The organism is Paraburkholderia sp. BCC1884 (assembly GCF_900996225.1).
Lineage (GTDB): Bacteria > Pseudomonadota > Gammaproteobacteria > Burkholderiales > Burkholderiaceae > Paraburkholderia.
Genome location: NZ_CAAJGL010000044.1, coordinates 105,494 through 125,676, shown reverse-complemented (window position 1 = coordinate 125,676; position 20,183 = coordinate 105,494). Strand labels below are relative to the sequence as shown.

The 20,183-nt window shown below is 61.9% G+C and carries 24 protein-coding genes and 1 tRNA gene; 7 read left to right on the top strand and 18 right to left on the bottom strand.

Translation table 11 applies throughout. The annotated features are described in order from the left end of the window. Positions 1-174: 174 nt before the first annotated feature. Positions 175-1,662 carry an MFS transporter gene (locus FQ705_RS03605; protein ID WP_144138051.1) on the top strand — a complete coding sequence of 496 codons (1,488 nt, stop codon included), beginning with the start codon at positions 175-177 and terminating at the stop codon, positions 1,660-1,662. Between the two features lie 56 nt (positions 1,663-1,718). On the opposite strand, the gene FQ705_RS03600 is transcribed toward FQ705_RS03605, so the two are convergent. Both FQ705_RS03600 and FQ705_RS03595 read right to left on the bottom strand, forming a co-directional pair. Continuing rightward, on the bottom strand, positions 1,719-2,312 hold the full coding sequence (locus tag FQ705_RS03600; RefSeq protein WP_186307770.1) for a nitroreductase family protein: 594 nt from the start codon (positions 2,310-2,312) through the stop codon (positions 1,719-1,721). 117 nt (positions 2,313-2,429) lie between these two features. Further along, positions 2,430-3,713, bottom strand: coding sequence for an MFS transporter (locus FQ705_RS03595; RefSeq protein WP_144138049.1), 1,284 nt, complete (start codon positions 3,711-3,713; stop codon positions 2,430-2,432). A 158-nt stretch (positions 3,714-3,871) separates the two neighbouring features. On the opposite strand from FQ705_RS03595, the gene FQ705_RS03590 reads away from it, so the two are divergent. Together FQ705_RS03590 and FQ705_RS03585 are read left to right on the top strand one after the other, a co-directional pair. Continuing rightward, positions 3,872-4,513 (top strand): TetR/AcrR family transcriptional regulator, encoded by a 642-nt coding sequence (locus FQ705_RS03590; RefSeq protein ID WP_144138048.1) that lies wholly within the window; start codon positions 3,872-3,874, stop codon positions 4,511-4,513. A 95-nt stretch (positions 4,514-4,608) separates the two neighbouring features. After that, complete coding sequence (locus tag FQ705_RS03585; protein WP_144138047.1) at positions 4,609-5,163, top strand: DUF1415 domain-containing protein; 555 nt, start codon at positions 4,609-4,611, stop codon at positions 5,161-5,163. A gap of 40 nt (positions 5,164-5,203) precedes the next feature. On the opposite strand, the gene FQ705_RS03580 is transcribed toward FQ705_RS03585, so the two are convergent. After that, positions 5,204-6,046 carry a class I SAM-dependent methyltransferase gene (locus tag FQ705_RS03580; RefSeq protein WP_144138046.1) on the bottom strand — a complete coding sequence of 281 codons (843 nt, stop codon included), beginning with the start codon at positions 6,044-6,046 and terminating at the stop codon, positions 5,204-5,206. Positions 6,047-6,432: 386 nt separating this feature from the next. Between FQ705_RS03580 and FQ705_RS03575 the strand changes: the two genes are divergently transcribed. Further along, positions 6,433-6,753 carry a DNA-binding protein gene (locus FQ705_RS03575; protein ID WP_144138045.1) on the top strand — a complete coding sequence of 107 codons (321 nt, stop codon included), beginning with the start codon at positions 6,433-6,435 and terminating at the stop codon, positions 6,751-6,753. 266 nt (positions 6,754-7,019) lie between these two features. Continuing rightward, the gene (locus tag FQ705_RS03570; protein ID WP_144138044.1) at positions 7,020-8,282 is read left to right on the top strand and encodes a TIGR03862 family flavoprotein; all 1,263 of its coding nucleotides are present in this window, start codon (positions 7,020-7,022) and stop codon (positions 8,280-8,282) included. Between the two features lie 85 nt (positions 8,283-8,367). Here FQ705_RS03570 and FQ705_RS03565 read toward each other — a convergent pair whose 3' ends face one another. After that, entirely contained in the window at positions 8,368-9,492 is a 1,125-nt protein-coding gene (locus FQ705_RS03565) for a methyltransferase (protein ID WP_144138043.1), read from the bottom strand. Between the two features lie 428 nt (positions 9,493-9,920). Between FQ705_RS03565 and FQ705_RS34395 the strand changes: the two genes are divergently transcribed. Further along, on the top strand, positions 9,921-10,055 hold the full coding sequence (locus FQ705_RS34395; protein WP_260854379.1) for a hypothetical protein: 135 nt from the start codon (positions 9,921-9,923) through the stop codon (positions 10,053-10,055). Positions 10,056-10,078: 23 nt separating this feature from the next. Here FQ705_RS34395 and FQ705_RS03560 read toward each other — a convergent pair. From FQ705_RS03560 to FQ705_RS03530, 7 genes are all read right to left on the bottom strand, one after another. Beyond that, a tRNA-Thr gene (locus FQ705_RS03560) sits at positions 10,079-10,154 on the bottom strand. A 19-nt stretch (positions 10,155-10,173) separates the two neighbouring features. Further along, the gene (locus FQ705_RS03555; RefSeq protein WP_144138042.1) at positions 10,174-10,695 is read right to left on the bottom strand and encodes a ClpXP protease specificity-enhancing factor; all 522 of its coding nucleotides are present in this window, start codon (positions 10,693-10,695) and stop codon (positions 10,174-10,176) included. Positions 10,696-10,763: 68 nt separating this feature from the next. Beyond that, positions 10,764-11,375, bottom strand: coding sequence for a glutathione S-transferase N-terminal domain-containing protein (locus tag FQ705_RS03550; RefSeq protein WP_006052302.1), 612 nt, complete (start codon positions 11,373-11,375; stop codon positions 10,764-10,766). Positions 11,376-11,470: 95 nt separating this feature from the next. Continuing rightward, entirely contained in the window at positions 11,471-12,226 is a 756-nt protein-coding gene (locus FQ705_RS03545; protein ID WP_144138041.1) for a cytochrome c1, read from the bottom strand. A 22-nt stretch (positions 12,227-12,248) separates the two neighbouring features. Beyond that, positions 12,249-13,628: a cytochrome b gene (locus FQ705_RS03540; protein WP_144138040.1), complete on the bottom strand. Its 1,380-nt coding sequence runs from the start codon at positions 13,626-13,628 to the stop codon at positions 12,249-12,251. Then, positions 13,628-14,248 carry a ubiquinol-cytochrome c reductase iron-sulfur subunit gene (gene petA / locus FQ705_RS03535; protein WP_012434493.1) on the bottom strand — a complete coding sequence of 207 codons (621 nt, stop codon included), beginning with the start codon at positions 14,246-14,248 and terminating at the stop codon, positions 13,628-13,630. The genes FQ705_RS03540 and petA overlap by 1 nt, the downstream gene beginning before the upstream one ends. 231 nt (positions 14,249-14,479) lie before the next feature. After that, on the bottom strand, positions 14,480-15,226 hold the full coding sequence (locus FQ705_RS03530) for a Nif3-like dinuclear metal center hexameric protein (RefSeq protein WP_144138039.1): 747 nt from the start codon (positions 15,224-15,226) through the stop codon (positions 14,480-14,482). Positions 15,227-15,245: 19 nt separating this feature from the next. Here FQ705_RS03530 and FQ705_RS03525 point away from each other — a divergent pair, with 19 nt between their 5' ends. Next, complete coding sequence (locus FQ705_RS03525; protein ID WP_144138038.1) at positions 15,246-16,466, top strand: Do family serine endopeptidase; 1,221 nt, start codon at positions 15,246-15,248, stop codon at positions 16,464-16,466. Between the two features lie 107 nt (positions 16,467-16,573). Here FQ705_RS03525 and tatC read toward each other — a convergent pair whose 3' ends face one another. The 7 genes from tatC to hisI all read right to left on the bottom strand — a co-directional run bounded on the left by tatC (position 16,574) and on the right by hisI (position 20,182). After that, complete coding sequence (tatC, locus tag FQ705_RS03520) at positions 16,574-17,353, bottom strand: twin-arginine translocase subunit TatC (protein WP_144138037.1); 780 nt, start codon at positions 17,351-17,353, stop codon at positions 16,574-16,576. 34 nt (positions 17,354-17,387) lie between these two features. Beyond that, entirely contained in the window at positions 17,388-17,906 is a 519-nt protein-coding gene (gene tatB, locus FQ705_RS03515; RefSeq protein ID WP_144138036.1) for a Sec-independent protein translocase protein TatB, read from the bottom strand. Between the two features lie 39 nt (positions 17,907-17,945). Continuing rightward, positions 17,946-18,188: a Sec-independent protein translocase subunit TatA gene (tatA, locus tag FQ705_RS03510; protein WP_144138035.1), complete on the bottom strand. Its 243-nt coding sequence runs from the start codon at positions 18,186-18,188 to the stop codon at positions 17,946-17,948. Positions 18,189-18,434: 246 nt separating this feature from the next. Continuing rightward, positions 18,435-18,800, bottom strand: coding sequence for a histidine triad nucleotide-binding protein (locus FQ705_RS03505; RefSeq protein ID WP_144138034.1), 366 nt, complete (start codon positions 18,798-18,800; stop codon positions 18,435-18,437). Between the two features lie 81 nt (positions 18,801-18,881). Continuing rightward, complete coding sequence (locus FQ705_RS03500) at positions 18,882-19,277, bottom strand: DUF4870 family protein (RefSeq protein ID WP_144138033.1); 396 nt, start codon at positions 19,275-19,277, stop codon at positions 18,882-18,884. Between the two features lie 102 nt (positions 19,278-19,379). Continuing rightward, the gene (locus tag FQ705_RS03495; protein ID WP_144138032.1) at positions 19,380-19,775 is read right to left on the bottom strand and encodes a phosphoribosyl-ATP diphosphatase; all 396 of its coding nucleotides are present in this window, start codon (positions 19,773-19,775) and stop codon (positions 19,380-19,382) included. Next, the gene (hisI, locus tag FQ705_RS03490; protein ID WP_186307769.1) at positions 19,772-20,182 is read right to left on the bottom strand and encodes a phosphoribosyl-AMP cyclohydrolase; all 411 of its coding nucleotides are present in this window, start codon (positions 20,180-20,182) and stop codon (positions 19,772-19,774) included. Before hisI ends, FQ705_RS03495 begins: the two co-directional genes overlap by 4 nt. Position 20,183 lies beyond the last annotated feature (1 nt).

The window sequence follows — 20,183 nt, the reverse complement described above, 5'->3', positions numbered from 1 at the left end:
TCACGGCTGGCGCGGACAGAAAGGGGAGCGGCTTTGTAACACGAAAGCGCGGCCAGCATCAACTGACGCTTTCAAACCTCGCGCGACGACACCAAAGCTCTGCTCAACGGAACGAAAATTGCTCATTTCCACAGGATACGCCACCAATTTTCGGACCTCAGGAGACTTATAGCAATGAGCGCGCCGCCTACCGCCGCTGTCCGCGAGAAAAACGCCGAGGTGATCGAAACGGATTTGCCGTCCAGGCTCGATCGCCTGCCTTGGGGCCGCTTCCACTCGCTGATCGTCGTGGCGCTGGGCGTAACGTGGCTGCTCGACGGCCTGGAAGTCACGCTCGCGGGTGCGGTGGCGAGTGCGCTGAAATCGAGCCCAGCGTTGCACTTTACCAACGCGGACGTCGGCTTGGCAGGTAGCGCGTACATCGCCGGCGCCGTGCTCGGCGCGCTCGGTTTTGGCTGGCTGACCGACCGGCTTGGTCGACGAAAGCTGTTTTTTATCACGCTAGGCCTTTATCTGGCAGCGACCGCCGCGACTGCATTGTCGTGGAATCTGGCCAGCTTTCTGTTGTTTCGCTTCCTGACGGGCGCGGGCATCGGCGGCGAATATACGGCGATCAATTCGACGATTCAGGAATTCACGCCGGCCCGCGTGCGCGGCTGGACCGATCTCGGCATCAACGGAACCTTCTGGGTCGGCGCGGGACTCGGCGCGGCCGGTTCGCTGGTGCTGCTCGACCCGCATCTGCTGCCGTCCGACTGGGGCTGGCGCGCATGCTTTTTCATCGGCGCGGTGCTGGCGCTGGCCATCCTGCCAATGCGCATCTGGGTGCCCGAAAGTCCGCGCTGGCTGCTGACACACGGCGACAAAGCCGAGGCACGTTCGATTGTCGAAGGCATCGAAACACGCTTCCGCAAGGAAGGCCACACGCTCACGGACCACGACCTCACCCGGTTGCGTCTGCGTTCACGCGGGCACACGCCGCTGCGCGAGGTCTTCCATACCCTCTTCAACGTACACCGACGGCGCGCGTTGGTCGGCCTCTCGCTGATGACCGCGCAAGCCTTCTTCTACAACGCGATCTTTTTCACCTACGCGCTCGTGCTGACCGATTTCTATCAGGTGCCGGGTGACCACATCGGCTGGTATTTGCTGCCCTTCGCACTCGGCAATTTCCTCGGACCACTGCTGCTCGGGCGACTCTTCGATGTGATCGGCCGACGCAAGATGATCGCGACGACTTACGGCCTCTCCGCAATCCTGCTGACGGTGAGCGGCTACCTGTTCGAGCAGCAGATGCTCACCGTCGTCACGCAAACAGCAGCGTGGATGGTGATTTTCTTCTTCGCCTCGGCGGCGGCCAGCTCCGCGTATCTGACGGTCAGCGAATCGTTTCCGCTGGAAATCCGCGCGCTGGCGATCGCGGTTTTTTATGCGTTCGGCACGGCACTCGGCGGCATCATCGGCCCGGCGTTTTTTGGTCGTCTGATCGATACACACGAGCGCGGCGCGGTGTATTCGGGCTACCTGGTCGGCTCGGCGCTGATGCTCGGGGCCGCGGTGATCGCCGCAATCTGGGGCGTGGACGCCGAACGCAAGTCGCTGGAAAACGTCGCCGCGCCACTATCGAGCGTGACGGATGACGCTCCGGGCGGCGCCCAATAAAAAACGCGCGGTGAGCACCGCGCGTTTGTCTGATCCATCGCCGGAAAACCAGCGTTCTAGAAAGCCTTCTTCCAGCCGCCACCATAGGCGATATCCGCCAGCGGCAGACGCTGACGCACTGATTTCTCGCGCTCCCGCAACACCGGGTCCAGCTTGTCGACCTCACCATAATGACCGAGCGAAATGATCGCGATGACTTCGACGTCGCTCGGTAGTTTGAAAGCGGTTCGGAACGCATTCGGATCGAAGCCGCTCATCTGATGCGCGGCGAGACCCAGCGCATGCGCCTGCAACACCAGCGACATTGCCGCGGCGCCCGCATCGTACGGTGCGCAGCGATTCACTTCGCCCTTGTTCGTGAGCGTATGCGTGGTCACGGCAATCAGCACCGGCGCCGGCGCATTCCAGCCCTGATTGAACGGCACTAGCGTGGCGAAAGCCTGCTTGAACGAGACTTCGTCCACGCTGCGGTCGAACACGATGAATCGCCACGGTTGCCCGTTATACGAAGACGGTGCCCAGCGTGCCGCTTCGAGCACCGAGCGCAGATGTTCGCGGCTCACCGGCTCGCTGGAATACGCGCGCGGGCTCCAGCGGCCTGCAATCAGCTCGTGAATGGCAACTTCGGTAGGGGCGGGTTTGTTGGTCATGCGCTTCTCTCGGTCGAAATTCATGATCGTCGGGCGGCTGCCCGGGGTCACATAGCATAACCGGGCTTCGGCGCTCGCGCTCCAACCCGAGCGCTTTAGTTTTTCCGCAGATCGGCTTTACACCGCCTGCGGCTCCGGCGCCTTCGCAGCCCGGTTGATGCGCAACACGATCACCGCCGCGACGAGACACAAACCGCCCGAAATCATCGACGCCACCGTGTAGGTGCCGAGGCTCGCGCGCAGCATGCCCGCGCCGAGCGCCGCGAACGCCGCGCCGAGTTGATGACCGGCGACCACCCAGCCGAACACCACCGGTGCCGCTTCCTTGCCGTAGACGTCGGTGGCAAGACGCACCGTCGGCGGCACGGTGGCGATCCAGTCGAGGCCGTAGAACACCGCGAACAGGGGCAAGCCGAAAAAGTCGATGCCGAACGCGTGCGGTAAATACATCAGCGACAAGCCGCGCAAACCGTAGTACCAGAACAGCAGCACGCGGCTATCGAAACGGTCCGACAGCCAGCCCGAGAGCGTCGTGCCGAACAGGTCGAAGATGCCCATGGCCGCGAGCAGCGAGGCACCCTGCACTTCCGTCATGCCGTAGTCGCCGCACATCGCGATCAGGTGGGTGCCGACGTAGCCGTTGGTGCTCGCGCCGCAAATGAAGAAGCTGAAAAACAGCAGCCAGAAATCGCGCGTCTTGCTCGCCATGCCCAGCGTGCCGAACGCGATGGCAAGCGGATTCTGTTTGGCTGCAGCGGGCGCGAGCGGTGCGTCGTGCGGCTCGCCATAGGGGCGCAGCGCCATGTCGGCCGGGCGCTCGGGCAGCAGGAACAGCACCAGCGGAATCACGATCGCTGCAGCCAGCGCGACAACCCACACCACCTGACGCCAGCCGTAGTGCTCGGCAATCGCCGCGAGCATCGGCAGGAAGACCAACTGGCCGGTGGCTGAGCTGGCCGTGAGAATGCCCATTACGAGGCCGCGATGCGTGGTGAACCAGCGTGTCACCACCGTCGCCGACAAGGACAGCGCCGCGACGCCCGTCGAGCCGCCGACCATCACGCCCCAGATCAGCACCATCTGCCACGGATGCGTCATCAGCGAGGACAGCGCCACGCCGGCCGCCATCGTGCCGAGCGCGGCGAGCAAGGTGGGACGCACGCCGAAGCGCTGCATCGCCGCCGCCGCGAACGGTCCCATCAGACCGTACAAAGCGATATTCACCGAAATCGCCAGCGAGATCGTGCCACGGCTCCAGCCGAATTGATGTTCGAGCGGCAGCATCATGACGCTCGGCGTGGCGCGCGTGCCGGCGGCCGCCAGCAGTACCAGAAATACCACCGCGACCGTCAACCAGCCGTAGTGGAAACGCCCGCCAATCAATCTCGCTGCCCAGTTCATCGGTTCTCCAGTCAGCGCACGCCCGAAGGGGCCGTCGCTGCCACGCATTGTTACGACTTCGGTAAAGGACTTGTGACAGAGTTGTCACAATTAGAGTTGCGATAGTAGTGACTGGTCGGTAACATGTCAAGGCGTCAATTCGATCCAGGTGGCAGACCATGTCCGATATTCAAACTCGCAAGCCGGTCGCTGCAAAGCGTGCGCGCGGCGCGCAGACCGCCGGGCCCGAGGCGCAACAGTATTTGCTGCGCGCCGCGGAGGAGCTGTTCTATCGCGAGGGCGTGCGCATGGTTGGCGTGGACGCGGTGGTGGAGCGCGCCGGTGTCAACAAGATGAGTTTGTACCGCCAATTCTCGTCGAAGGACGATCTGATTCTGGCCTACCTGGCGCGCAAGGACGAGCAGTTCTTCGGCTACGTGGAGAAGAGCTTTGCCAAACATCCCGGCGAGCCGGCGAAACAGCTACAGCAATATTTCGACGACCTCGCACTACGCGCGGCGATCGACGACTATCGCGGCTGTCCTTTCGTGAATATCGCGGTGGAGTTTCCGGATGCGGCGCATCCCGCGCGGCAATTCGTGTTTCGCAACAAGGAGCGGCTGCTCGCGCGCCTGGTCGAACTCACGACCGCAGCCGGCGCGAACGATCCCAAAGGTCTCGCCGACGCGCTCGGCCTGATGATCGAAGGTGTGTACGCGGCCAGCCAGACCTACGGTCCCGGTTGCGGGCCGATTCTGGTGGCGCCCAAAGTCGCCGCTCAGCTGATCGCTGCGGCATGCGGCGGGAAGGCTGCGGCCTGAGATTCGCGCTCGGGGTGCGAGCTGGGACGAGTCGGACGGGAATCGCGCGCAGCCAGCGCCGTTAGAATGGCGTTTTAGACCTTGCGCCCGCTGCCATGACGTTGCCCGTCGAATCCCATGATGCTGTCGTCGCCGCTACTCGTCACTGGCTGACTGAGGCCGTGATCGGGCTGAATCTATGTCCGTTTGCCAAGGCCGTGCACGTCAAGGGACAAATCCGCTATGCCGTGAGCGACGCTGCCGACATGGAAGGCGCGCTGACCGACCTCGAAACCGAACTGCAGATGCTGATTGCCGCCGATTCCGAGGCGCTGGACACCACGCTTCTGATCCTGCCGCAAGCGCTGGGCGACTTTCTCGACTACAACGACTGCCTGTTTTTCGCCGACCGTATGCTCAAGCAGCTTCGCCTGGAAGGCATCGTCCAGATCGCCAGCTTTCATCCGCGCTACCAGTTCGAAGACAGCGCGCCCGACGATATCGAGAACTATACGAATCGCGCGCCCTATCCGATTCTTCACCTGCTGCGCGAGGACAGCATCGAACGGGCGGTGCAGGCGTTTCCGGACGCCGAAGACATTTACGAGCGCAACCAGCAGACGCTACGACGCATCGGCCTCGCCGGCTGGGACGCGTTGATGAAGCGCTGAGCCCAATGCGCCGAGAATCCGTCGACGTTGGTGAGAAGGCTTAGGCCGGAACGAAAAACCGCTCTTTCAGCTCTTCGATCCCGAGCGTTTCCATCACCTCGTTGAGCCGCTCGGCCGGGCGCCGGCGCGGTAAATCCTTGTACTGGGCGATGATCAGTTCGTTCTTCATCGAATGTTCCCAGCCGACCAGCTCGGTCACGCTGACCTGATAGCCATGCGCTTCCAGTTGCAGACAGCGCAGGACGTTCGTGATCTGGCTGCCGAACTCCCGTGTATGCAGGGGGTGCCGCCAGATCTCCGTCAATGCGTTCGCGAGCGATTTCCCTTTGTTCTGCCGTAGCACGCCCGCCACTTCGGCCTGACAGCACGGCACTACCACGATGTATTTCGCCTGTTTTTCCAGCGCGAAGCGCAGCGCGTCGTCGGTGGCCGTGTTGCACGCGTGCAGCGCCGTCACGATGTCGATCTGCGCGGGCAATTGCGCCGACGTGATCGACTCCGCCACCGACAGGTTCAGAAACGACATCCCCGTAAAGCCGAGCCGCGCGGCCAGTTCCTCGGACCTGGTGACGAGATCCTCGCGCGTTTCGATGCCGTAAATGTGCGAAGCCCCACCCGCGGCGTTCTGAAACTCCTTGAAGAAAAGGTCATACAGGATAAAACCTAGATATGACTTACCCGCGCCGTGGTCGACGAGGGACAAGGCGCCTTGCTTGTCCTTCAGATCCTTGAGCAGCGGCTCGATGAACTGGAACAGGTGATAGACCTGCTTCAGCTTGCGGCGGCTGTCCTGGTTCATTTTGCCGTCGCGCGTCAGGATATGAAGCTCCTTGAGCAGTTCGACGGATTGGTTGGGGCGGATTTCGTGGGTTTTGCTGGACATCGCGGGGAACCGCCACCGTTTGCAACGCGAACGTGCGACAGATGACGGAAAAAGGGAAAAGTTGGTGCCAGTTTACCCAAACCGCGGCCCGCTCACCGAACGAGCTGCGCAAATGACGCAAGAGAGGCCCTCAACCTGGAACACTTCCTGCTCGAAAAGCATCGTGCGGGGCGTTTCCAGCCGGGCTGAAAGACAGGGCGTGAAGCGCAACGCCCGCTGGCGCAAGCTGTGTCGCGCATGACAAGAGGCCACCGGGCGTGACGTCGATCACGCGAACCGGATGCATGTGGGGAGGACGGCCACGGAACACCGGCCGAACGTTACGTAACCAGCAGCGCGCCGCGATTTCGACTGGAAGCGCGCTCGGATAATAGAAGAGGCAGCAAATGGATACGGTACCCAACGGAAACGTCGAACAGAAGTTTCAGGAAATGATGGCGAGACTCACCGCGACGCCGGTGTGGTCGGAGAAGCAGCAGCTCGAACTCGAGATGGCGCGCGACATCTCCACGGAAATGCTGCGGCTGGCCGAAGTCATGCGCGACGGCAGCGTGGACATGGAAACCTGCCTGACGATGCTCAAGTACGCCAAAGTGCTCGATTTCGTCATGACGACGCTCGCTTCGCGACGTGACATCAAGCCGCAAACGCTGCGGGTGATTTTTAAACTGGCCGGGTTGAAGGTCGACGAGGCTTATCCCGGTTAGGCCGCACAGCCAGCGGATCACGAAAATAATGCCGCGAGACGCGCAGGCGGATTGACGAAAGCCGCTTGCGCGACTCCAGCAGCTCCTCCTTGCCGGCGAGTGCCGCTCCGGCAATTCCCCAGCTTCATCGTGCGTGAACGCGCGCCGCTTTGCCCGTTTGCCCTGCGTTGCCAGCGATGTGAAAATAGCGCCCTCCGCGTCCGCGATCGTCTGATTCGATCTGACTCGCCTGGCGCGCCGCCTCTTCCGCTCATCCGCAGGACCGCATGTCACCCTCCTCCGATTCCGTTCGTGTCGCCGTCATCGGCGGTGGCCCTGCCGGTCTGATGGCCGCCGAGGCGCTCAGCCAGCAGGGCATGCAAGTCGACGTCTATGACGCGATGCCGTCGGTCGGCCGCAAATTCCTGATGGCGGGCAAAGGCGGGATGAACATCACGCATTCGGAGCCACTCGACGCGTTTCTTGGCCGCTACGCCGAGCGGCGCGAGCAGATCGCGCCGCTGCTGGCCGCGTTTGGACCGGACGCCTTGCGCGCCTTGCTAAATGGTCTTGGCGTTGAAACGTTCGTCGGCAGCTCGGGACGGGTCTTTCCGAGCGACATGAAAGCCGCGCCGATGCTGCGGGCCTGGCTGCATCGATTGCGGGAGGCAGGCGTGCGCTTTCACATGCGGCACAAGTGGACAGGTTGGGAGGCCGACGCGCAGCAGAAGCACGCGCTGCGCTTCACGACGCCCGACGGTGAACGAACGCTCACCTGTGACGCCGTGGTGTTCGCACTCGGCGGTGCAAGCTGGCCGCGCCTCGGTTCGGATGCCGCCTGGGTGCCGCTGATGGGCTCGCGCGACGTGCCAGTTGCACCTTTGCGGCCCGCCAACTGTGGCTTCGACGCGGATTGGAGCCCTTATCTGCGCGAGCGTTTTGCCGGCCAGCCGATCAAGCCGGTCGCCATCACGCTCAGCGATGTAGACAATAAAGTCCACGATCGACAAGGTGAAATACTTCTGACCGAAACAGGTCTTGAAGGCAGTTTGATTTACGCTTTGTCGGCGCCGATTCGCGAGCGGATTCTGACTGACGGCGAGGTCACCATTGCGCTGGACCTGGCGCCGGGCCTCACTCTCGAGCGAGTGATCGCCGAAGTCACGCGGCCGCGCGGCTCGCGCTCCATGTCGAGTCACCTGCAAGGGCGAATCGGCATTGGCGGGGTAAAACTGGCGCTATTGCATGAGGTTCTGTCGAAGGAAGCCTTCGCCGATGCTCAGGGTCTCGCGCAGGCGATCAAGGGGTTGCCGGTGCGGCTCACGCGAGCTCGCCCGATTGCCGAAGCGATCAGCACCGCAGGCGGCGTACTGTTCGAAGCGCTCGACGCGCAGTTGATGATCGAGCGTCTGCCCGGCGTGTTCTGCGCGGGCGAGATGCTCGATTGGGAAGCGCCGACGGGTGGCTATTTGCTGACGGCGTGCTTCGCCAGTGGGCTGGTGGCGGGACGCGGTGCGGCGGCGTATCTGGAGAAGCGCGGCGCGGCTTGATTGTTCTGCCGCGCTTCGGCTGCCTGTTGCGCCTGTTGCGCCTGTTGCGCCTGTTGCGCCTGTTGCGCCTGTTGCGCCATCGCGCTTATCGCGCCTTCAACCGCCACAGCGACGTCAGTTCAGCCATGCGCGCCTTATGCAGCGCGTCGGTTTCGTCGGTCGATTTAGGATGTCGCGGACGAATGTCCTCACGGCCCACCACCGTCAGCCCGGCTTTTTCAATCGCCGCCAGCAGCCACTCGCGCGTGCGCAAACCGAGATGCTCGGCGAAATCCGACATGATCAGCCAGCCCTCGCCACCCGGCGACAGATGCTCCGCGAGGCCATTGAGAAAGCCCAACAGCATGCGGCTCTCGGCATCGTAGATCGCATATTCGATCGGCGACGCGGGGCGCGCCGGCAACCACGGCGGATTACAGACCACCAGCGGCGCACGGCCTTCCGGAAACAGATCCGCTTGCACGACGTCGACCTGCTGGACATACCCGAGCCGGGTCAGATTCTCACGCGCGCAGGCAAGCGCTCGCGGGTCCTGGTCGGTGGCGACGATCTTCTTCACGCCGCGCTGCGCGAGCAAAGCGGCGAGCACACCCGTACCGGTGCCGATATCGAACGCCTTGTTCAGCGACGGCAACGGCGTGCGCGCGACGAGATCCACGTACTCCCCGCGCACCGGCGAAAACACGCCGTAATGCGGATGGATGCGATCGCCCAGTGCAGGAATCTCGACACCCTTCTTGCGCCATTCGTGCGCGCCGATCATGCCGAGCAATTCGCGCAGCGAGACGACGGAGGGCTCGTCGGTCGGCGGACCGTAGGTTTCGATGCAGGCTTGCTGCACGTCCGGCGCGCGGCGCAGCGGAATGACGTAGGCGGCGTCGAGCGGAATCAGGATCATGCCGAGCGTGCGTGCGCGCTGCGACTGCGCCTGCCGATGCAGGTTGAACGCTTCGATCGGTGTTTCGCCCTGCTTGCGCGGCTTACGCTCGAGCCGACGCGTGACCGCCTGCAAAAGTTGGCGCGCGTTCTGGAAGTCGCCGTTCCACAGCAGCGCCGTACCTTCGCAGGCAAGGCGGTAGGCCGAATCGGCGGTGGTCCGATCGTCGGCGACGATCACGCGTTTGGGCGCCGGCACGGCGGCTTCGGAGCGCCAGCGGGCGCTGCGGGGACCGTCGGCTTCGGGCCAGGTAATGGTTGCGGGGCTGGTCATGATGAGGTGGGATCGGTGTTGCGGGAATGACGCGCGCAATGGGCGCGTCGTCGGGGGCGTTGCCCGCCGGAGTACTGGATAGCGATGCCGACTGACTGACGCCCGAATAGTACCTCTCCCGCGCGGGTTCGCGGTGCGCAATTCGTGCGCGAGCCTCGCCGGAGCCGCCACCCAAGCCGCTTTCCGGGCGGGTAGAGCAAACACTTGGACTAAAAAGTCCACAATCGACAAGGTGAAAGAGATCCGGGCATTTTCGGCCAATCCGGTGCTCACCGAAGCGTGGCGACCCCGCGTCGAAATGAACAGCGCGCCGCCAGGCGACAGGCGCGGAACGCCCGACCAGCAAAGCACGCGCGGCTTGTCATGCGTCCGACGCGGCGCTCGCGCGGCCGTAAATCTGCACCGCGAGGGTGGCGCCGTCGAGCAGCATGACGATCATCGGCGCCATCGCTTTCGCCCTGAGTGAGCGGCACGATATCCGCCACCAGTTGCTCAATGAAGCGCGTGAGTCCGGCCTTCCAGGCGGGCGCGAATCTGAAATAAAAAACGGGGTTTCTGAATGAACAGAAACCCCGTTTCGTACAACTGGTGCCGGCTGCAGGACTCGAACCCGCCACCTCATGATTACAAGTCAAGCGCTCTACCTGATGAGCTAAGCCGGCATGAGGCCGTGATTCTACTTCATTTTACGATCTTGAGGCGAGCCCTTCCGCCACCTTTCGACCCGTCGTCGTCCGGCTGCGGACCGTCCGCTGCGTGGTCGGTTTTGGCGTTGGACGCATCGGCTGCGGGCGCCGTTTCGACGGCACGCGGCGCGGCCGGTGTCACCGGCGCCTCGGTTTCGTCGGCCAGCTCCGCGTCGGCGCCGGAATCCAGCGCTTCGCCGCCTGCCGACTCGACCGGGAACGCCATCCCCTGGCCATTTTCACGCGCGTAGATCGCGAGAACGTTGGCAATCGGCACTTCGATCTTGTGCGACTTGCCGGAGAAGCGCGCGCTGAACTCGATCCATTCGTTGCCCATCTGCAGCTGACTGGTCGCCTCGAAGCTGATGTTCAACACGATCTCGTTGTCGCGCACGAACTGACGCGGCACGCGCGTCTGATTGTCGACCCGGACCGCAATGTGCGGCGTATAGCCGTTATCCGTGCACCACTCGTAGAGCGCGCGCAGCAGATAGGGCTTGGTGGAAATCTCTTGCATCAACAGTCCTCTTGCCGGGCGCGGGGCCGCCGGACCAACCGCGCGGCGCCCTCACCCTGGAGCCAAACTCAACGACGCATCACCTTTTCCGAAGGCGTCAGCGCTTCGATATAAGCCGGGCGGCTAAAAATGCGCTCGGCGTACTTCATCAGCGGGGCTGCGTTCTTCGACAACTCGATGCCGTAGTGGTCCAGACGCCACAGCAACGGCGCGATCGCGACGTCGAGCATCGAGAACTCTTCGCCGAGCATGTACTTGTTTTTCAGGAAGATCGGCGCGAGCTGGGTCAGACGATCGCGAATCGCAAGACGGGCCTTCTCGTGGTTCTTCTCAGCGGCCTTGCCCTTTTCGTTTTCGAGCGTGCCGACGTGGACGAACAGTTCCTTTTCGAAGTTCAGCAGGAACAGACGGGCGCGCGCGCGCTGAACCGGGTCGGCCGGCATCAGTTGCGGGTGCGGGAAACGCTCGTCGATATATTCGTTGATGATGTTCGATTCGTACAGAATCAGGTCCCGTTCGACGAGAATCGGCACCTGACCATACGGATTCATCACGGCGATGTCTTCCGGCTTGTTAAACAGGTCGACGTCGCGGATCTCGAAGTCCATGCCCTTTTCGAACAACACCAGCCGGCAACGCTGGGAGAACGGGCAAGTTGTGCCGGAATACAGAACCATCATGTTTACGTTTCCTCAAAAAGCTGAAGGGCCAGCGCACGGAAAAACCGTTCAGCAGGTTTTTCCTGGCGCCGGCCCCACGCCGGGTGACGGCGTGATTATTTGATATGTTTCCAGTACGCGGCGTTCAGTCGCCAGGCGAAAAAGCTCAGGATACCGAGGAACATCAGCACCCACACGCCAAGCTGTTTGCGGGTTTTCTGAGTCGGCTCGGACATCCAGGACAGGTACGACACGAGGTCGGCCACAGCAGAATCATAATCTACCGGCGACATCGTCCCCGGCGTGACCTGCTGGTAACCGACAAATTTGTGTACCGTCTCCCCCGTCTTTTCGTCGGTGTCGTCACCGAACTTCGCGGTACGTTGCCCCTGAAGCTGCCACAGCACGTGAGGCATGCTCACGTTCTCATACACCAGATTATTCCAGCCGGTCGGCCGCGTATTGTCGCGGTAGAAGCTGCGCAAATACGTGTACAACCAGTCTTTGCCGCGCGCCCGCGCTTCGACCGACAAATCCGGCGGCGCCGCGCCGAACCAAGCTTTGGCGTCGTCCGGGCGCATCGCCACGGTCATGGTGTTGCCGACCTTGTCGGTGCTGAAGAGCAGATTCGACTGAATTTCCGCCGGCGTGATGCCGAGGTCGGTCAGCCGGCTGTAGCGCATCAAATTCGCGCTATGGCAATTCAGGCAGTAGTTTACAAACAATTGCGCGCCGTGCTGCAAAGAAGCGAAATTCTCCGCGTTATCGGGCGCGCGGTCGAGTGGGAAATTCTCGTCCGCATGCACCGGAGCGGCCAGCACCGCGAGCAGTGTCGCGCCGATCAGCGCGCACTTCGAAAGCAGTTTTTTCATTTCGTGTTCTCCTGGCTCGCGATTAGTGAGGCTTGAACCGCACCCGTTCGGGCGGTTGCTTGAACGTGCCAAGCCTCGTCCAGAACGGCATACCGAGGAAAAACGCGAAGTAGATCAACGCGCAGATCTGTGCAATCAACGTCGAAACCGGCGACGGCGGTTTAGTGCCGAGGAAGCCCAACGTCAGAAATGCGACCACGAAGATCCCGTAAAACACCTTGTGGAAGAACGGCCGGTAACGGATCGACTTCACCGGCGAGCGGTCGAGCCAGGGCAGGAAGAACAGTGAAATTACCGCGCCGCCCATCACCACCACGCCCCAGAACTTCGATTCCGTGAAGGCCATCGCCACGATCACCAGCACTGCGACCACCGGCAGGCCAAGCTTCCACTTGCCGCGCGCACGCACTAGCGCGAGCAGACCAAGCAGCGCGATCACGACCATCAGCACGATCTTGAACGGATCGGTGGTGGCGCGCAGCATCGCGTAGAAGGCCGTGAAGTACCAGACCGGCGCGATTTCCGGCGGCGTCTGCAACGGATTGGCGGGAACGAAGTTGTTCGCTTCGAGGAAGTAGCCGCCCATTTCCGGCGCGAAGAAGATGATCGCCGCGAAGATCATCAGGAACACCGACACGCCCATGAAATCGTGCACCGAGTAGTACGGGTGAAACGGAATGCCGTCGAGCGGGATGCCGTCCGGGTCCTTCTTCGCCTTGATCTCGATGCCGTCCGGGTTATTCGAGCCCACTTCATGCAGCGCGACCAGGTGAGCGACCACCAGGCCAATCAGCACCAGCGGAATCGCGATCACGTGAAACGCGAAGAAGCGGTTCAGCGTGACGTCCGAGACGACATAGTCGCCGCGAATCCACAGCGACAGATCCGGCCCGATGAACGGAATCGCCGAGAACAGGTTCACGATCACCTGTGCGCCCCAGAACGACATCTGTCCCCACGGCAGCAGATAGCCGAAAAACGCTTCGGCCATCAGGCACAGGAAGATCGCGCAGCCGAACACCCACACCAGTTCACGCGGCTTGCGGTACGAGCCGTACATCAGCCCGCGGAACATATGCAGATACACGACCACGAAGAACATCGACGCGCCCGTCGAGTGCATATAGCGGATCAGCCAGCCCCACGGCACCTCGCGCATGATGTACTCGACCGACGAAAACGCGAGCGTCGCGTCGGGCTTGTAGTTCATGGTGAGGAAGATGCCGGTGACGATCTGATTGACCAGCACCAGTAAGGCGAGCGAACCGAAGAAGTACCAGAAGTTGAAGTTCTTCGGCGCGTAGTACTCGGAAACGTGCTTCTTCCAGGTGGACGTCAGAGGAAAGCGCCGGTCGATCCAGCCGACCAGCCCGGTCGTCTCTACTTCGTGTTCGATCGCCATTACGCTTCTCCTTTCTCGTCCTTGCCGATCACGAGGCCGGTAGCCGACGTGAACATGTAGGGCGGAATGTCCAGGTTCTGCGGCGCAGGTTTGTTCTTGAAGACGCGGCCGGCCATGTCATAGGTCGAGCCGTGGCACGGGCACAGGAAGCCGCCTGGCCAGTCGTCTGGAAGATTGGGCTGCGCGCCCTCCTGGAAGCGTGGCGTCGGCGTACAGCCCAGATGGGTGCACACGGCGACGGCGACGAAAAGGTTCTTGTGGTCGGTGCGTGAACGGAATTCGTTGTTGCAGTACTCCGGCAACGGCATCGAAAAAGGATTCTTGGTGTGGGGATCGGCTACTTCGTTATCGGCTTTCTGTACATCGGCGAGCATTCTGTCGGTGCGGTTGATGATCCACACCGGCTTACCGCGCCAGGCAACGGTCTTCATGTCGCCGGGCTTGAGATCACTAATATCGACTTCGACCGGGGCACCCGCTGCCTTGGCCTTTTCAGATGGTGCAAACGAACTAACAAAGGGTACGACAGTGGCAACGCCTCCTATGCCACCTGCTACGGTCGTCGCTATCAGCCAGGTACGGCGGCTGCCGTCGACGCGTTCATCTTCCTTGTCTCGCATCACACGCCCCACTTCTGAGTTGGATTTTTCCTTCACGTCGCTTCTACCGCCGCTAGTTTGCGCGAATGGAGTCGCCATTTACAAGGGCCGATTGCCAAAAACCGTGCGAAGCCCTTGATAAATCAGGGTTTCTCCGTACGAATCGCAAACTTTTTCGCTCCTCCTTTTAAGCGTCTTATGCGTTATTCGTACCTTTTTCTTCTGCCATGCGCTTATCCCGGATTTGGCAATTTAAACGGGATTAGAGATATCGATAAACGTGTGTTCGATATCGAACTCCTCGGACAGATGCTTGCCCACTGCCTGCACACCGAAGCGCTCCGTGGCATGGTGGCCGGCTGCCAGAAACGCCACGCCGCTTTCCGCCGATGTGTGCATGATCGACTCCGACACTTCGCCGGTAAGGTAGACGTCCGCGCCCGCGTTGATGGCGGCGTCGAACATGCCTTGCGCGGCACCGGTGCACCAGCCGACGCGGCGCAGTTCGCGGTCCGGGTCGCCGAACACGAGCGGCGTGCGGCCGAGCGTCTGCTCGATCTCAGCAGTGAGGTGCGAGAGCGTGATCGGCATCGGGAAGGTGGCGAGCCAACCGAGATTGTTCTCGCCGAACCGCGCGTCGCTGATCCAGCCCATCTTCTCGCCGATCTGCGCGTTATTGCCGTACAGCGGATGGTCGTCGAGCGGCAGGTGATAGGCGAACAGGTTCAGATCGTTGCCGAGCAGCAGCTTCAGGCGCGCGTATTTGCGGCCGGTGATCTGCGGCGCTTCGTTGCGCCAGAAGTAGCCGTGGTGAACCAGCACGGCGTCCGCGCCCCAGTCGAGCGCGGCCTCCAGGAAGGCCACCGAGGCGGTTACGCCGGTCGCGAGCTTATTAATCTTGCGACGCCCCTCGACCTGCAAACCATTGGGGCAATAGTCCTTGAAGCGCGCGGTTTCAAGGAGATTGTTCAAGTACAATTCAAGTTCGATCCGATCCATATAAACCTCTAGTCTTCAGATGCTTAGACGCTTTTGGCTGTTCTTTGCCCAAGCGGTGACCGTGCTGTTGGCGCTCATGTTCATCATTGCGACCCTCAAACCGCAGTGGCTGCAGCGTCAAGGCGAATTCGGCAAGCAACTCGCCGAACCGATCGTCGCCCTACGGGAAGTGGCGCCAGGCATCGGCAGCGGCCCCGCCCAGGCGTCCTATGCGGACGCGGCACAAAAGGCCATGCCCGCGGTCGTCAATGTATTCTCCAGCAAGGATGGCTCACTGCCGCCCGACCCGCGCGCGAAAGATCCGTTGTTCCGCTACTTCTTTGGCGACAAGAACAAAAACAAGCAGCAGGAACAGCCCGCGTCCAACCTGGGATCCGGCGTCATAGTGAGTTCGGAAGGTTACATTCTAACGAACCAGCACGTCGTCGACGGCGCCGATCAGATTGAAATCGCGCTGGCCGATGGCCGCACCACGAATGCCAAGGTGATCGGCGTCGATCCCGAGACGGATCTGGCCGTGCTGAAGGTCAACATGACCAATCTGCCCACCATTACGCTCGGCCGCATGGACCAGACGCGCGTGGGCGACGTGGTGCTGGCGATCGGCAATCCGTTCGGCGTCGGGCAGACGGTGACCATGGGGATCGTCAGTGCGTTGGGGCGTAACCACCTCGGCATCAACACCTTCGAAAACTTCATTCAGACCGACGCGGCAATCAACCCAGGCAACTCGGGTGGCGCGCTCGTCGACGTGAACGGCAATCTGCTCGGCATCAACACCGCGATCTACTCGCGCTCGGGCGGCTCGCTCGGCATCGGCTTTGCGATTCCGGTGTCAACGGCGCGTAGCGTGCTGGAAAGCATCATTACCACCGGCTCGGTCACGCGCGGCTGGATCGGTGTCGAACCGCAGGACGTAACGCCGGAGATCGCCGAGTCGTTCGGGCTCGAACAGAAGTCGGGAGCAATCGTCGCGGGCGTGCTGAAGAACGGGCCGGCGGATCGCGCGGGCATCAAGCCGGGCGATATCCTGATGAGCGTGAATGGTCAGGAGATCACCGACACCACGCGGCTGCTGAACGTAATCGCGCAGATCAAGCCGGGCACGGCGGCCAAGGTGCACCTGGTGCGCAAGACCCGCGAGATGGATCTGGATGTGACGATCGGCAAGCGTCCTCCTCCGCCGAAGCAACCGGCGGAAGACAACGGCGGCGGCGATCAGGACGACGACGGCGGTTAACAGAATGTCGACGTGCCGCGCAAGACAGGCGCAAAACAAAAAGGGCAGTCCATCACGGACTGCCCTTTTTGTTTCAGTTCACAGTGAGCGATCAGTGCGCCGCGGAATCAATCCGGCGAACTCGCCTCTTCGATCACCGCCGGCTGTTTGCCGACAATCAACCGCGCCGCAATGATCCCGGCCTCGTACAGCACGATCAGCGGAATTGCCAGGATCAGCTGCGAGAACACGTCCGGCGGCGTCACCACCGCCGAAATCACGAACGCGCCGACGATCACATACGGACGAATCTCCCGCAACTTCTTGATGGTCAGCAAGTTCATGCGGACCAGCAGCACCACCACGATCGGAACCTCGAAGGTCACCCCGAACGCGAGGAACATGGTCAACACGAAGCTCAGGTAATTGTCGATATCCGTGGTCATCTCCGCGCCGAGCGGCGCGTTGTAGTGCGCCATCACACGGAAGATGGTGGGAAACACCACGAAGTACGCGAACGCCATGCCGCACAGGAACAGCGTATAGCTGCTGCCCACCAGCGGCCCGACCAGCTTCTTCTCGTGCTGGTAGAGACCAGGCGCGATGAACGCCCAGATCTGGTACAGCACGATCGGCAGCGCGATCACGAAGGCGACCATCATGGTCACCTTCATCGGCACGAAGAACGAGCCGGTGACGTCCGTCACGATCATCTTGCCGTCCTTCGGCAAGTTCTGCATCAGCGGGCGCGCGAGCAGACGGAAAATGTCCGGTGCCCAATACACGAGTCCGACGAACACCACGATGACGGCAAGGCCGGCGCGGATGATGCGATCGCGCAATTCAACGAGGTGGGAAATGAAGGTCTCTTCAGTGCCTTCGTCCTGGGTTTGCTGGGGGTCGCTCACGCCGGCCCTCGGTTAGAGATTGTCGTTCTGATCATCAGAAGAACCGCGTCGGACGACGCATGGTGGCCGGCGTATGTCGCGCCACGCGTGCCGCACCCGACTGCACGCGCGTGCGGCGCGTGGTTGCGCGTTTGTACCAGGTGGGCATAGCCGTTTGCTTGACGCGCCAGTTCTTGCGTTTGGGGCTCGTGGACGGCGTGCTGCTGGCCCACGACGTATTACCGACGTCTTCGAGCGCGCCGCCGGCAATACTCGGCGACACCGGCGAGCCGCTGTTCCAGGCATCGTTCAATTCGGTCTCGTGCTTGCGCAGATTGTCCTGAACCGAATTTTCGACGTTGCTCGCAGCCTTTTCGAACTCGCTTTTCATGTTCCGCAGTTCGTCGAGTTCGATCTCGCGCGTCACTTCGGCCTTGACGTCGTTGATATACCGCTGCGCGCGGCCGAACAACGCGCCGGCCGTACGGGCGACGCGTGGCAGGCGCTCGGGCCCGAGTACGACTAGCGCGACGACGCCGATCAGCGCCATCTTGGTTAGACCGAGGTCCAGCATGAAGTGGAGTGTCCGTCAGTAACGCGGGTGAGCCGCGGCTTAGCGGTAATCGCCGGAACGCGGCGTCTTTTCCTTCGCTTCCACATCCACGGCGCCGTTGCGCGGCAGTTCGCGCTGCTGCGCGTCGGCAGCCGGCGGCGTTTCGGCTTCCTTCATGCCTTCCTTGAAGCCCTTCACCGCGCCACCCAGATCGCCACCGATATTGCGCAGCTTCTTCGTGCCGAACACGAGCGCCACGATCAACAACACGATCAGCCAATGCCAAATGCTCAACGAACCCATGACTACTCTCCTTAACCCCGACACCGCACATGATGCGGCGAAACTCGTGCGCCTTGCGGCGTGACTTGAAGCGCGTACGCTTCCTCTATACGTAACCGCAGGCTGTTCCGATTCAACCGGCGGGCCGGCGAAAGTCATTGTGACCGGACGTTCGCGTCGGCGTCATTACAATGTTGTAAATACAACGGTCGCGCCATGGTGGCCGAACATAAGTGCTGGCGGACCGAGCCGGCCCGCGTCGCGCTTTCAGCCCATGCGCTGCCACGGCCGCGGCCCGGCGAGAATGTGCGCGTGCAGGTGATACACCTCTTGCCCGCCGCCCGGACCAGTATTGATGACCGTCCGGAAACCCGTTTCTCCGCCTTTGTACGCCACGCCCAACTGATCGGCCAGACGCGCCACCAAGACAAGCATTCTACCAAGCAGCGGCGCATCGTTTTCGGTGCAATTCGACAGCGTGGCGATGTGTTTGCGGGGAATCACCAGCACGTGGGTTTCGGCGGCCGGGTTGATATCGCGGAAGGCCAGGAACTCGTCGTCTTCGTGGACTTTGGTCGACGGGATCTCGCCGGCGGCGATCTTGCAGAAAAGGCAGTTCGGGTCGTGGCTCATCGTATTCCTGACGCAATGTGGCTAAAGCGCGAAACCTGACGCGGCGCAGTTCGCGCGGGCCCGACCGGGATCGGACCAGACTCAGAACCAGCCACGCGGATTCGCAAGCGGCTTGTTATCGTACAGATACAGCCAGCCTTTGATAATACGGTACAACATCCAGATACTGACGGCCCACAGCACGGGAATGCCGATCACGACGAACAGCAGCACGCCGCCGATCGCATAGCCCAGCAAGGCCATCCAGAACGAACGGATCTGCCACTCGAAGTGCGCTTCGTAGGGCGTGCCCACCACGTCGGGGCGTTTCACGTAATTGATGATGATCGCGATCAGGATCGTCAGGCCGCCCGTCAACCAGTGGACCGCGTAGAGCGCGTACAGCACGTGGGTGAGCGTGCGCAGACTGCGTTCGCGCTCGGGCTCGATGGCATTGCGATAGACCGGCAGCGGGTAGTTTTCTTGCGACTGTTCCATGCTTGGCGTCCTCCCGAGGATGCGATCGGATATGTTCAGTGCAATATGGGCGCCACCGCCCGCCAGTTCAAGACACCACCGACGCGTTTCGCGAAGCGGCGCTCAGTCGCCGTTCTGCTCGCGTTCGCGGCTCTTGCGCAGCGCCTTTTCCTCGATGCCCGACATGCCTTCGCGGCGTTCGAGTTCGGCAAGCACGTCGGCCGGGCTCAGATCGTAGTGCGACAGCATCACGAGGCAGTGGAACCACAAGTCCGCGACTTCTCCGACCAGCGCCTTCGGCGCGCCGCCATGGCGTGCATCTTTGGCCGCCAGCACGACTTCGGTCGCTTCTTCGCCGATCTTCTTGAGCACCGCATCGTCGCCCTTGTGAAACAGGCGCGACACATAGGAAACGTCCGGGTCGCCGCCCTTGCGACTGTCGATGATCGCAGCGAGGCGCATCAACGTGTCGTTGGTAGTAGGCGAAGCGGCTTCCGTGTTTGGGATGGATTGCGTCATTTGTAGATGTGTTCGGGGTCTTTCAGCACGGGATCGACGGCAACCCAGTCGCCATCCTCCACCGAGCCTTCGAATTTCTGGAAAAAGCACGAATGGCGACCAGTGTGGCAAGCAATGCCCGACACCTGCTCCACCTTCAGCAACACGACGTCTTCGTCGCAATCGAGCCGGATGTCGCGCACATGCTGCACGTGGCCGGACTCTTCGCCCTTGAACCACAGGCGCTGGCGCGAGCGCGAAAAATACACCGCGCGGCCGGTTTCGACGGTTTTCGCCAAGGCCTCGCGGTTCATCCACGCGAACATCAGCACGTCGTTGGTCGACGCTTCCTGCGCGATCACCGGCACCAGACCGTTCGCGTCCCACTTGACCTTGTCGAGCCAATTCACTGCCGAGGGATTCACCACG